The sequence below is a fragment of the Brevundimonas aveniformis DSM 17977 genome, from assembly GCF_000428765.1.
Classification (GTDB): domain Bacteria; phylum Pseudomonadota; class Alphaproteobacteria; order Caulobacterales; family Caulobacteraceae; genus Brevundimonas; species Brevundimonas aveniformis.
In genome coordinates, this window is record NZ_AUAO01000001.1 from 981,987 (window position 1) to 994,759 (window position 12,773).

Consider the following 12,773-nt stretch of genomic DNA (forward strand, 5'->3'; position numbering starts at 1 on the left):
AGGAATTCGGACTCGGGCAAAGCCTCGCTTGCCAAGGTTCCGAGGCGGTGCATTGTGACGGGCGAACAGGAGCCTGACTGATGCCGCTGGACTATTTGCCGACACCCGAGGGACAGGCCGACCTGAAAATGACCCGGCGGACTCTCGGGGGCCTTATGTTTACAGGGTATGCGGCGGCGGCTCTGGGAGCCGAAGCCCAGCCTATCGTCACCGACGAGGCCGGAATCATCACCGATCATGTGAGTTTCGTCGGCTGGAGCGAGGGGGCCTATGCGCCGTCGCTGCCGGCCTATGTGGCGCGACCCGAAGGATCCGGGCCATTTCCCGTCGTCATCGTCGTCAGCGAGATTTTCGGCCTGCACGCCTATATTCAGGATGTCTGTCGCCGTCTGGCCCGGCAGGGCTATGTGGCCATGGCCCCCGGCTATTTCGCCCGTGCGGGGGATCCGGCGGTGATGACGGACTTCCCGGAAATTCTCGCCGTGGTCCGTACAGCGACCCACGCTCAGGTCATGGGCGACACCGGCGCGGCCGTGCAATGGCTGGAGAGCCAGTCCTGGGCCGATGTGTCACGCGCCGGCATCACCGGCTTCTGCTGGGGCGGGACGGTGGTGTGGATGGCCTGTGCGGCACACGACTTCAAAGCCGGCGCGGCCTTCTATGGTCGTCTGGTCGCTCCAGCCCAGAATGCCGAAGAGGGGCGGCGGTGGCCGGTGGATATCGCCGCAAACCTTCGGTGCCCTGTGCTGGGCTTCTACGGCGAAGTCGACCAGGGAATTCCGTTGGCCACAGTTGAGCAGATGCGTGCAGCCCTGGCGTCGGCCGGCAAGGAAGACTGTCAGATCACCGTCTATCCAGGGGCCGACCACGGCTTCCATGCCGACTATCGCCCGATGTACGATGAGGCGGCGGCGGCTGACGCCTGGGGTCGCCTGTCCAACTTGTTTTCTGACCAGCTCGGCGGTCGCGTCGCATGAACGGCTGGGCGGCCTATGCGGCCATGATTCTCGTGACCCTGGCGGGGGCGGCGACGGCCTTGCAGGCCCCGATCAATGCGCGACTGGCGACCGCAGTGGGGTCTGCGGTCAATGCCGCCCTGGTGTCCTTTGCCGTCGGAACCATTGCGCTCATCGGTCTGGCGTTGATCCTTCAAGTCAGGCCGGACATGGCCGCCGCGCGTACGTTGCCCTGGTATGCCTGGATCGGGGGGCTGTGCGGCGTCATCTTCGTCATTGCCGCCACCTGGGGCGTCCCGCGGCTCGGTGTGGCCATGACGATTACCCTGATGGTGGCCGGGCAACTCCTGCTTGGGCTGGTGCTGGACCACTTCGGGGCCTTCGGTGCACCCCGCCAGCCGGTCAATCTGACCCGGTTGGTCGGCGTCGCCCTGGTCATTGGCGGCGTTCTGCTGGTGCGCCGCGGCTAGAGCGGGATCAGCGCAGCACGCCGCGAGCCTTCAGGGTGTCGATAATGCTGGCGACCCCGTCCTCGACCGTGACGGCGAGGGTGTCGATATAGACCTCGGGGTCTTTGGGCGGCTCATAGGGGCTGTCGATGCCGGTAAAATTGGCGATCTCGCCGGACCGCGCCCGGCGGTAAAGACCCTTGGGGTCCCGCTCTTCGGCGACCTGGAGGGGGACATCCACAAAGACTTCGATGAATTCGCCGGCCTCAATGCGATCCCGGGCCATTTCCCGGTCCGCGCGAAACGGCGAAATCAAGGACACCATGACGATGAGCCCGGCATCGGCCATGAGCCGCGCGACCTCTGCGACGCGGCGAATGTTCTCAACCCGATCCGCTTCGGTGAACCCGAGATCGTGCGACAGGCCATGGCGAATGTTGTCGCCATCGAGAATATAGGTGTGACGCCCTTCGGCGTGCAGGCGACTTTCGAGCTTGTTGGCCAGCGTCGATTTTCCAGATCCCGACAGGCCCGTAAACCAGATCACGGCGGGACGTTGCCCGAGTGCTTGGGCGCGTGTTTCGCGCGAGATGTCCAGATGCTGCCACCGGATGGTGTGTGACCGGGTCAGGGCGAACTGGATGACGCCGGCGCCGACGGTGGCGTTGGTCAGGCGATCAATCAGGATGAAGCCGCCCAGCTCTCGGTTCTCGGCATAGGCGGCAAAGGCGATGTCACGGTCTACCGACAGGTTGCACACGCCAATCGCATTCATCTCGAGTGTCTTGGCGGCCAGCTTGTCCAGTGTGTTCACATCGAGGCGATGCTTGATGTTCGTCACCTGGGCGGAAACCAGGGTGGGGCCCAGCCGGAGCCAGTAGGACCGGCCCACGATCAGGTCCGACCGGGACATCCAGAAGAGGGTGACTTCGAACTGACCGGCGATTTCGGCGGGCTGGGCGGCGGCGGACAGAACGTCGCCGCGCGAACAGTCGATCTCGTCCGCAAGCACCAGGGTGGTGGAGGTGCCAGCGCTGGCCGCGTCGCGGTCCCCCTCAAATTCGACGATGCGCTGCACCGTGGTCGTCCGACCTGACGGCTGGCAAACGACACGATCTCCGGGCTTGATGGTGCCGGCGGCGATCTGGCCGGCATAGCCCCGAACATTGTCGGCCCGGCTGACCCATTGAACCGGCATGCGAAAGGGCTGTTGCGCCGCAGCGGTCTGGTCGAGGTCGACCGTTTCCAGATGCGCCAGCAAGGTCGGGCCCTCGTACCAGGGCGTCGCACCACTCGCGCGGACCACATTGTCGCCTTGGGTCCCGGAAAGGGGGATGGCCACCACGTGCGTCAAGCCGATCAGATCGGCAAATTCGCGAAACTCGGCCTCGATGGACTGGAACCGTTCGCGGTCCCAACCCACCAGATCCATCTTGGTCACGGCCAGGACGACTTGGCGCACACCCAGCAACGCAACAAGACAGGCGTGACGCCGAGTCTGATCGACGATGCCACGCGCAGCGTCGACCAGAACGACCGCCAGATCAGCCGTCGAGGCGCCGGTGACCATATTGGCTGTGTATTGTTCGTGGCCGGGCGCATCCGCGACGATGAAACTGCGCCGTGCCGTCGTGAAATAGCGATAGGCGACATCGATCGTGATGCCCTGTTCCCGCTCCGCTTCCAGCCCATCAAACAACAGCGAAAAGTCGATGGTCCCGTCCTGTCCGGTCCGGCGAGCGGATTCCGCAGTCAGGTTCTCCAGATGGTCCTGCGCCAGAACTCCGGACTCATACAGGAGGCGGCCCATGAGGGTCGACTTGCCGTCGTCGACGGACCCGCAGGTAATGAAGCGCAGCAGGCCTCTTTCGGCGGTGATGTCGGAGGTCAAAAGTATCCCTCCTGCTTCTTGCGTTCCATGGAGGCGGTCTGATCGCGGTCAATCAGACGCCCCTGGCGCTCAGACGTCCCAGATCCGCGCATCTCGGCGATGATCTCGGCAATCGACGCAGCCTGGCTTTCGACCGCACCCGTCAGGGGATAGCAACCCAGGGTGCGGAACCGGACGGACCGGATCTGGGGCACTTCGCCAGGCCGCAGCGGCATCCGATCATCATCCACCATGATGAGCTGACCTTCGCGCTCAACAACCGGTCGTGGAGCCGCCAGATAGAGCGAGGACACCGGCAGGTCCTCGACCTCGATGTATTGCCACACGTCAAGCTCAGTCCAGTTGGACAGAGGGAAGACGCGCAGGCTCTCACCCGCGGCCAGACGTGCATTGTACAGGTGCCAGAGTTCGGGGCGCTGGGATTTGGGATCCCATCGGTGGCTGCCAGACCGCAGCGAAAAGACACGCTCCTTGGCACGGCTGCGTTCCTCGTCGCGTCTTGCGCCGCCTATGGCCGCATCAAAGTGATAGGCATCGAGCGCCTGCTTCAGGCCCTGGGTCTTCCAGATGTCGGTGTGCGGCCCTGATCCATGATCGAACGGGTTGATCCCGCCTGCCACACCGTCCGGGTTCTGGTGAATGATCAGCTCGACCCCGGCCTCGGCGACGCTCTGGTCGCGGTAGCGGTACATGTCCTGAAACTTCCAGGTAGTGTCGACGTGCAGGAGCGGAAAAGGCAGGGACGCCGGAAAGAAGGCCTTGCGCGCCAGATGCAGCAGCACTGCCGAATCCTTGCCGGCGGAGTAGAGCAGGACGGGCCGCTCGCATTCGGCTGCCACCTCTCGCAGGATATGGATGCTCTCAGCCTCCAGTCTCCTCAGGTGCGGCGTCAGGGGGTGGGCCATACGGGTCAAACTTGATGCGGTGCCCGGTTGAGCAAACAAGAGTTTCGCATAGGCCGGAGCCATGTCGACGATCAAGCCGTTTCGACCATCCCGCGCATATGGCTCGCCCCGGAACACCTGCGCGACGGATTCGAGAGGCTGGCGCGTGAATCACCCTGGAGATGGATTTGGAGGCTGCATGCATCGACGCACGTTGCTACTGGCCGGGATCGTGATGTTGATTGCGGGGACCGCCGAGGCACAGGAGCCCAGGCCGGGACGGCGATGGCGAGGGGGTGCCGGTGACCGCACGTCCGATGCGCCGCGCGCCCCGGTCGCTTACGGCCCGCACCGGCTTCAGAGCTTCGACGTCTATGACAATCCGGCGGCGACCGCTGCGATCCTGCTGTTTGTGCACGGCGGTGGCTGGGCCCATGGCGACAAGGCGATGGTGCATGACTTGCCGGACTATGCGGTCCGACATGGCCTGACTCTCGTTTCGGTCGACTATCGCCTGGCCCCCGAAGTTACGGCGCGCCAGCAGGCCGAAGACCTGGCCACAGCCATTGCCGGGGTCCGGGATCGCTTTCCGGGCCGACCGATTGTGCTTTTGGGGCATTCGGCGGGGGCGCATCTGGTCGCTCTGGTCGGCGTTGATCCCGAGTATCTCGGCGCGCACGGACTGGCACCGTCCGATCTGGCAGCGGTCATCCCGCTGGACGGGGCCGGCTATGATGCGACCGAACCGCGCCGACCCGGTCCCGTGGGGCGGTTGCTGGAGCGAATGTACGATCAGGCCTTCGGCGATCAGAGAGCCGAATTGTCTCCGATCCTGAGGGTTCAGCCCGGCGTCTCCTATCCGCCGTTCCTGATTTTCCATATCGCCAGCCGCGAGGATTCGGCCGATCAGAGCCGTCGCCTGGCCCAGGCGCTGACGACGGCGGGAGGCCGCGCCGAAGTCATTTCCGCCCCCGGTGACACCCATGGCGAGATCAACAGCGAATTCGGCCAAGCCGGCGACGAGGAAGGCGAACGGGCTGCGAGGTTCATTGCCGCCGTCACTTGAGGCCTCAGATGCGGTCCAGGGCTTGGGCTAGGTCGACCCAGAGGTCTTCAACGTTCTCGATGCCGACCGACAGCCGCACAAGATTGTCGCCGATGCCGCACCGGGCCTTGGCCTCGGACGTGTAGTCCGAATGGGTCATGCTGGAGGGGTGCGAAGCCAGGCTTTCCGAGCCCCCCAGACTGACGGCCAGCTTGAACAGGGTCAGCGAATCCAGAAAGCGGAACGCCTCGGCCTCACCGCCGTTCAGCCGAATGGACAGGGTCGAGCCGGGCCCGGCGCATTGTTCGGCGAAGATACGTTGCTGTTCGGCAGAGGCCAGAGCACCGCCGGCGGTCAGAACTTCGACCACCTTGGAATGGCCGGTCAGCCGCTCGGCCAGGGTGATGGCATTGACCTGTGATCGCTCCATCCGCAGATGCAGGGTTTCCAGGCTGCGGGTCAGCAACCAGGCGGTATGGGGGTCTGCCATTGACCCGCCGATCGTCCGCATCTCAGCGACCTGGGCCATGATGTCCGCCCGGCCCATGCAGGCCCCGGCGATCAGGTCCGAGTGCCCCCCGACGTATTTGGTCAGCGAATAGAGCGCCAGGTCCGCGCCCAGGGCCAGGGGCCGCTGCCACAAGGGGCCAAGGAAGGTGTTGTCAACCGCCAGAACCGGGCGTTCCGCCTGGTTGAGCGCCGCCAGATCGCGGGCAGTCTGGGCAATATCGACCAGTTCATTGGTTGGGTTGGCGGGGCTTTCGACAAAGACCGCCGCGAGGCGACCGCCACGTACCGCAGCGTCTTCGGCGGCGGTCTGAATGGCCTCGTTCAGGACGGCGGACCCCTCTCCGGCGGGGACGGCACGAGCCTCGACGCCGTAGCGGGGCAGAATCCGGTCGAACAGGTATTCGGTGCCGCCGTAGGCCGGGGCCGTATAGAGAACGATGTCGCCTGGGCGACTGACGGCCAGAACGGCGGTGGTGATGGCGGCCATGCCGCTGGAAAAGACCAGGGTGCGATCGGCCGCGTCCCAGACCGACAGGCGATCCTCGAGGATCTCCAGGTTCGGATTGTTGATCCGCGAATAGATCAGCCCCAGCGCCTCATCGGGATCTTTCTCACGAAGGCCGTAGGCGACCTCGAAGAATCGTTTGCCGTCCTCGGCCGACTTGAAGACGAAGGTGGAGGCCTGAAAAATCGGCGTCTTGATCGCCCCCTCGGACAGGGCGGGATCATAGCCGTAGCCCATCATCAGGGTTTCGGGGGCCAGGGTGCGGGTTCCGAGCGTGCGGTTTTTGTGCTTGGGCATGACGTCCTCCGGGGCGGTTCGTAACCGACATGTCGACACGACGCCAAATCACGGGCCGTTTCGTCTCGTCGATGGTGGTCTTATATCGGCACGATGGATCAGGCGTCCGAAACACCCGGGTTGAAAGCGGCGGATCTGATCCGTGACGAGGCGCGTCGCGCGCCGGACGGGCCGGGTGTCTATCGCATGTACGGCGAGGACGGGACGTGTCTGTACGTCGGCAAGGCGCGCAACCTGAAGAAGCGCGTGACCCAGTATGCGCAAGGCCGTTTTCATACCCAGCGTATCGGCCTGATGGTCAGTCTGACCCGCTCGATGGAGTTCGTCTCCACCCGGACCGAGACAGAGGCGCTGCTGCTCGAGAGCAATTTCATCAAGAAGCTGAAGCCGCGCTTCAATGTCGTGCTTCGCGACGACAAGTCGTTCGCCGAGCTGATGATCCGACGCGACCATCCGGCCCCACAGGTCGCCAAGCATCGTGGGGCACACACCATCAGGGGGGACTATTTCGGGCCGTTCGCCTCGACGTGGGCGGTCAACCGGACCCTGACCACCCTGCAGAAGGCGTTCCTGCTCCGGTCGTGCTCGGACAGCGTCTATGAGGGCCGGACCCGGCCCTGCATGTTGCATCAGATCAAGCGGTGCTCGGCCCCGTGCGTCGGGCTGATCGACCTTCGAGCCTACGGTGAGCTGGTCGATGAGGCCGAGAGCTTCCTGCGCGGCAAGTCGCGGGCGGTGATCGAACGGCTGTCCGACGAAATGCAGGTGGCGTCCGACGATCTGGACTTCGAGACAGCGGCACGGTTGCGTGACCGTATCCGGGCCTTGTCGGCGATCTCGATGGAGAATTCGGTGTCGGCGGAGGGCCTAGCCGAGGCGGATGTGTTCGCGGTCCATGCCGAGGGCGGGCAGGCCTGTGTCCAGGTATTCTTCTATCGGGGTGGCCAGAACTGGGGCGGGCGGGCCTATTTCCCCCGTGTGGACCGGTCCGACGAAGAGGCGGCAATCCTGTCGGCCTTTCTGGGTCAGTTCTATGAGGACAAGCCGGTCCCGCGCCTGATCCTGGCCAATGTGGTTCCGCTGGAAAAGGACCTGCTGGAAGAAGCCTTTACCCTCAAGGCCAAGATGAATGATGCGCGCCGGGTCGTCGCGATCGAGCGGCCTCAGCGCGGTGATCGCAAGGCGTTGGTGGATCACGCCCTGACCAATGCGCGTGAAGCCCTGGGACGACGCCTGGCCGAGAGTTCGGCGCAGGGCAAAATTCTCGATGAGGTGGTCGAGGCCTTCGGCCTGGAGGGGCGGCCCGAGCGGATCGAGGTCTATGACAACTCTCACGTTCAGGGGACCAACGCCGTCGGTGCCATGATCGTCGCCGGCCCTGAAGGCTTCCAGAAGAGCCAGTACCGCAAGTTCAACATCCAGGGCGAGGACCTGACCCCCGGCGACGATTTCGGCATGATGACCGAGGTGATGCGGCGGCGCTTCGGTCGGCTGGTCAAGGATGAGGGGGCCGGCGAGGACGTGATCCGGCCTGATCTGGTGCTGATCGACGGCGGGCTAGGCCAGCTTGGTGCCGTGCGTGACGTGATGGCCGAGCTCGGGCTGGAAGACATTCCGCTCGTCGGGGTGGCCAAGGGGCCGGACCGCGATGCCGGGATGGAGCGGTTCTTCATCCGTGGACGCGAGCCCTTCATGCTGCCGATGAAATCGCCGGCGCTCTACTATCTTCAGCGTCTTCGAGACGAAGCCCATCGTTTTGCCATTGGGGCGCACCGCAAGCGCCGATCCATCGATATCAAGCGCAATCCGCTAGACGACATCGAGGGCATCGGGCCGGGCCGCAAGAAGGCGCTCCTGCACGCATTTGGATCAGCCCGAGGGGTGTCGCGAGCGGCTGTGGCCGATCTGATGAAGATTGACGGTATAAGCGAAGCTCTTGCCGAGCGTATTCACGCACACTTTCGACGCGCCTGAGCGACTCCAGGTCTTGATTTCAAACTAACCAGCATCGTTATATGAACGAATAACATCGTTCGATGATATTCGGTACATGATCAATACAGAAATGATATTCTGATTCCTATTCAAAAAGTATTGCATGAAGTATATGGTACCAAAATACCATATAATATATACATCTTAGGGTAACCAATTCTACAGAATATGGATTCGCGTTATAGGAGGAAGACATGGCGCGTGGTCTATTTCTGCTTTCAGTATTCAGCGTATCGTTGTTCGGCTCACCGGTTCTGGCCCAATCTTCGACGGTGACCTTCAATGGTACCATTTTACCTAGCTGTAGCCTGATCCTGGGGACACCGGGTGTGCTCGTGCCATCGAGCGACGGCCATGAGTTGTCGAGCGACGGGCCGGGAGGCGTCTCTGGAACCGCGACGGTGCTTTCGACCGGCCTCGGCTATCAGCTGCAAGTGGACGCGCCATCCGCCTTCAGCCAGGCACCGGCAGACGGCCAGCCCGAAACACTGAACGTGAGCTACCAGGCCAGCGGCGTAACGATCGGCCTCGTCACCGACGTCCTGGTCCCGCTGAATCTTGGACTGGGCCTCACAAGCCTGGCGATTGAACTCACGGCTCGAAACGAGACGGGAATATTTCCAGCCGGCACCTATTCTGCGGATGTCGTGGTGAGGTGTGTCGCGTCGTGACGGCCACCCGCACCACCGTTGTCGCCGCCCTGGCGCTGGCGGCGTCTGCAAGTGGCGTGCAGTCACAGACGGTGACGCCGATGCGGGTGCAGACCGGGTCGATCGGGGAGCGTTATGTGGTGAGGCTTGTCGTGGCCAACCCATATCCAGACAGCCGAACGTTCCAGATCACGGCCTTCGAGCCAGACGGCTCTCCCATCGCCTATTGGACGGACAGTCCTTCCTTTGAGCTGGCTCCGGCTGCTCAGAAACGAGTCATTTTCGCCGCGTCGTTCGACGGCGCGACAAACAGGGAAATCTACATATGTGCAGAAACGCTCGTGGAGGGGGTCGTCGGCGTGGCGCGAGGGCAGGTCTGTTCGCATGTCTGGGCCTCGCGTTTGGCGCCCTTTCGCTGACGACGCCGGCGCAGGCCCAGGCCATCGGCGCGGACGGCGACCGAACCTATGTCTATTCAAGCTCGGGCGTTACCTTGCCGACGCATACGCCTAGCTATGGGCAGGACGAGGTGCAGGCTTCGGGGGGGATTTCCTGCCGCAGTTCGGTCGGCGGCGGTGGCCCATATGTGGATGCCGGTGTGGTTGGATCGGAGGATCGGTTCGGTCGCGCGACCACGTCCGCCTATGCCCGGGTCGTCGTGCCGCTGGGGCAGCGCCCCCGGCGCATCGACTGTACCGAGCTCTATGAGCTGGAGATCGAACGTTTGCGGATGGAACTGGCCCTGGCGCATATGAACATGCAAGGCGCGACCGAAGCCCCCCTCCAACGGGCCAACCAGGCACCGACCTTGCCGTTCAGGAATGCTCTCGCAGCGGAATAGCCGGAACGCTCAGGCGGGGTGGCTGTCGGACAGTTGCGGGCTTTAAGGTCAGCTCGCCGGCGCATCCCAGCGGCAGACCAACAGGCTGGCAGCCGCATCGATGGCGCTGACGATCTCGCCGCCGCAAGCCGCGTGCGACTGGCCTTGCGACAGGGTTTCTCCCGCCAGGTCAATGTCGCCGCTGAGGACGACGACCAGGCCCGCCTCGAGCACATGCCGACCGCCGGCGGCCACGGTGACGAGTTCCGCCGCCCCGTTTCCGATGCGCGCAAGCGTCTGATGCGTCGATGTCCCGCGCCGCGTGGTGGCGTGCCGACGAGAGATCGAGCGACCAGCGGCCTGAAGGGTTTCAACCATCGACTTTACGGCCTGATCCTTGTCGAGTCGGCAGACCAGAACGGCGTCCGCTTCCGCAACAACGACAAGATCTGAAGCACCGATGACGCCGACGAATGGGCCGTTGGATCGTGCCAGGACGTTGTTCGTGTCGATCAGGGAAACGTCGCCGTGCGTTGCGTTTCCTTCGCCATCCCGACGAGAGGACTCCCAGATTGAGCTCCAGGTCCCCAGATCTGACCAGTCAAATTCGGCGGTAACAACGGCGGCTCGGTTCGTCCGCTCCATGACTGCGAAGTCGATCGAGGTCTTGTCCGTCGTGGCAAAGCCGGCGGGGTCCAGGTGAATGCGTCCGTCATGGCTCGTCGACTGATCCACAGCCGCCTTGGCCCCCGCTGAGATGGTTGGCGCGAACGCATCGAGCTCTTCCATCAGGTTGGATGCCAGAAAAGCGAAATTGCCGCTGTTCCACAGCAGGGCTTCCTCGACGTACCGACGGGCGGTTTCAAGGTCCGGCTTTTCGACGAAGGCGTCGACCCGCCGCACCGTGGCGGACAGTGGCTCACCCGGTCGGATGTAACCAAAGCCGGTCGCGGGATATCTGGCCGGCAGACCAAAGGTAACGATGTAGCCGTCTCGTGCCGCCGCGACCGCCTGATAGGTCGCGGCAATGAACACCTCAGCCGGCTCGATATGATGATCCGCGGCCAGCATCAGAACGATGCCATCGGGGTCATGCTTTTGCACATAGGCCGCCGCCGCCGCGATAGCGGGCGCGGAATCGCGCGCCTCTGGCTCAATCAGCACGGTAGTTTCCACGCCCACTAGGCCACTCTGTTCGACAACGAGATCGGCTAGGGCTGGTCCTGTGACGACAATCACCTGTGCTAGGTCTTCAAGGTCTGCTGCACGAAGCAATGTCTGTTGAAAGCTCGACTGATCGGCGACCAGGGACAGGAACTGTTTGGGCCGGTCCGCGCGCGACGCCGGCCAAAGCCGTGTCCCCGAACCTCCGCAAAGAACTACTGGCCAAATCATCCTGTCGCCCCAAGCGCGCCGAGCGCCCTCTTTATTGATGATACAGGGCGGGGACAATCTTGCTCGGCCGGGTCGGACGAATCGCGCGGGCCGCGGAAAGGCTGATTTCTCTTGATACTGGTGTCACCCGGACGGTTCGATGATAGGTGTTCTGCCAGGGTCCCGCCGCCTGGCAGGATCCAAGCGAATCCTGGCTGGACGGCACGAACCGATACGATGACAGCTCCTGATGCCGAACTGCCCGGTCGTGTACGCGACTGGATGTTCAATACGGCCTTGCCGCTTTGGGCCCAGGCCGGCGTCGATCGAGCGCACGGCGGTTTTGTCGAGCAACTCGATTTTCAGGGCCGAGACGCCGGCGCGCCCGGCAAACGTACCCGGGTCACCTGCCGCCAGATCTATGTCTTCTCTCACGCCGCCGTGCTCGGACATGCCTCAGGGATAGACCTGGCGCGGCATGGCCTGGCCTTTCTCGACCGTGCCTGGGATGCCGACCGTGGATACTGGGCCAGGCTTCAGGACCGCCGTGGGGCGGTGATCGACGCGACGCCAGATTTATACGACCTGGCCTTTGGTCTGTTCGCCCTGGGCTGGTGGATGCGGGCTTCCGGTGAGGCTGACCGGCTGGATCAGGCGCTTCTGGCGGTCGACTTCATCGAGCGTGAAATGCGGGGCCCGATTGCCGCCTTTAAGCATGCTCTGCCAGCCGAAGGCCCTCGCCAGCAGAACCCGCATATGCACCTGCTGGAGGCCTCGCTGATCCTGTCGGAGGCCACAGGACACCCTCGTTTCGCCTTGCTGGCGGACGAACTGGTTGATGCCTTCAAGACGCATTTCTTCGATGGGCGAAACCTGGCTGAGTTCTTTGCCGAAGACTGGTCGCGAACGGCCACGCCGGAGGGACGGATCGTCGAGCCCGGTCACATGTTCGAATGGGCCTGGATCCTGGCTCAGCATCAGCGGCTGTCCGGGGATGATCATACCGCCACCATCGGGCCCCTGGTCGAATTTGCCGAGACGTTTGGCGTCGATCCAGCGACCCAGGTGACCGCGCAGCAAATCCTGGATGATGGTAGCCCGCTTGATTCTGGCTCGCGCAGTTGGCCGAATACGGAACGGATCAAGGCCTGGGTGGCCATGGGCGAAATCTTCGACGCACCGGAGGCCTCGGCGCGAATGTGTGGATCGGCCCGTCTGCTACTGGATCGGTATCTGGCGACACCAATGCCAGGTCTGTGGAGCGACCATTTCGACGCCCAAGGTCGCGCCATTTCGACCAATGTGCCCGCTTCGACGCTGTATCATGTCTTCTTGGCCTTCGCGGAATTGCTGCGATTCTCTGAGACGAGACCCCGCTAGCAAGTGGCACTTATCCC

General features: G+C 63.5%; 12 protein-coding genes. 8 read left to right on the plus strand and 4 right to left on the minus strand.

Annotated elements, in window-relative coordinates; all coding sequences use genetic code 11:
- Positions 1 to 80 precede the first annotated feature (80 nt).
- Both G391_RS0105045 and G391_RS0105050 read left to right on the plus strand, forming a co-directional pair.
- The gene (locus tag G391_RS0105045; protein WP_051257123.1) at positions 81 to 977 is read left to right on the plus strand and encodes a dienelactone hydrolase family protein; all 897 of its coding nucleotides are present in this window, start codon (positions 81 to 83) and stop codon (positions 975 to 977) included.
- The gene (locus G391_RS0105050) at positions 974 to 1,426 is read left to right on the plus strand and encodes a DMT family transporter (RefSeq protein ID WP_029086557.1); all 453 of its coding nucleotides are present in this window, start codon (positions 974 to 976) and stop codon (positions 1,424 to 1,426) included. The genes G391_RS0105045 and G391_RS0105050 overlap by 4 nt, the downstream gene beginning before the upstream one ends.
- A gap of 7 nt (positions 1,427 to 1,433) precedes the next feature.
- Here the strand turns inward: G391_RS0105050 and cysC are convergent, their stop codons facing one another.
- Both cysC and cysD read right to left on the minus strand, forming a co-directional pair.
- Positions 1,434 to 3,302, minus strand: coding sequence for an adenylyl-sulfate kinase (gene cysC, locus G391_RS0105055; RefSeq protein WP_029086558.1), 1,869 nt, complete (start codon positions 3,300 to 3,302; stop codon positions 1,434 to 1,436).
- The gene (gene cysD / locus G391_RS0105060) at positions 3,293 to 4,201 is read right to left on the minus strand and encodes a sulfate adenylyltransferase subunit CysD (protein WP_029086559.1); all 909 of its coding nucleotides are present in this window, start codon (positions 4,199 to 4,201) and stop codon (positions 3,293 to 3,295) included. Before cysD ends, cysC begins: the two co-directional genes overlap by 10 nt.
- Positions 4,202 to 4,379: 178 nt before the next feature.
- On the opposite strand from cysD, the gene G391_RS0105065 reads away from it, so the two are divergent.
- Positions 4,380 to 5,246: an alpha/beta hydrolase gene (locus G391_RS0105065; RefSeq protein WP_035303597.1), complete on the plus strand. Its 867-nt coding sequence runs from the start codon at positions 4,380 to 4,382 to the stop codon at positions 5,244 to 5,246.
- A 4-nt stretch (positions 5,247 to 5,250) separates the two neighbouring features.
- Here the strand turns inward: G391_RS0105065 and G391_RS0105070 are convergent, their stop codons facing one another.
- A complete protein-coding gene (locus G391_RS0105070; protein WP_029086561.1) occupies positions 5,251 to 6,537 on the minus strand; it encodes a cystathionine gamma-synthase family protein in 1,287 nt (428 codons plus the stop codon).
- A gap of 93 nt (positions 6,538 to 6,630) precedes the next feature.
- Here G391_RS0105070 and uvrC point away from each other — a divergent pair, with 93 nt between their 5' ends.
- From uvrC to G391_RS15110, 4 genes are all read left to right on the plus strand, one after another.
- On the plus strand, positions 6,631 to 8,511 hold the full coding sequence (gene uvrC, locus G391_RS0105075) for an excinuclease ABC subunit UvrC (protein WP_029086562.1): 1,881 nt from the start codon (positions 6,631 to 6,633) through the stop codon (positions 8,509 to 8,511).
- A 215-nt stretch (positions 8,512 to 8,726) separates the two neighbouring features.
- A complete protein-coding gene (locus tag G391_RS0105080) occupies positions 8,727 to 9,203 on the plus strand; it encodes a hypothetical protein (RefSeq protein WP_051257124.1) in 477 nt (158 codons plus the stop codon).
- Entirely contained in the window at positions 9,200 to 9,601 is a 402-nt protein-coding gene (locus G391_RS15105; RefSeq protein WP_156893842.1) for a hypothetical protein, read from the plus strand. The genes G391_RS0105080 and G391_RS15105 overlap by 4 nt, the downstream gene beginning before the upstream one ends.
- Before the next feature lie 74 nt (positions 9,602 to 9,675).
- Positions 9,676 to 10,023 (plus strand): hypothetical protein, encoded by a 348-nt coding sequence (locus G391_RS15110; protein ID WP_156893843.1) that lies wholly within the window; start codon positions 9,676 to 9,678, stop codon positions 10,021 to 10,023.
- Between the two features lie 48 nt (positions 10,024 to 10,071).
- Here G391_RS15110 and G391_RS0105090 read toward each other — a convergent pair whose 3' ends face one another.
- Complete coding sequence (locus G391_RS0105090) at positions 10,072 to 11,397, minus strand: mannose-1-phosphate guanylyltransferase (protein WP_029086564.1); 1,326 nt, start codon at positions 11,395 to 11,397, stop codon at positions 10,072 to 10,074.
- Between the two features lie 216 nt (positions 11,398 to 11,613).
- Here G391_RS0105090 and G391_RS0105095 point away from each other — a divergent pair, with 216 nt between their 5' ends.
- Entirely contained in the window at positions 11,614 to 12,756 is a 1,143-nt protein-coding gene (locus tag G391_RS0105095) for an AGE family epimerase/isomerase (protein WP_029086565.1), read from the plus strand.
- The last annotated feature ends 17 nt before the right edge of the window (positions 12,757 to 12,773 follow it).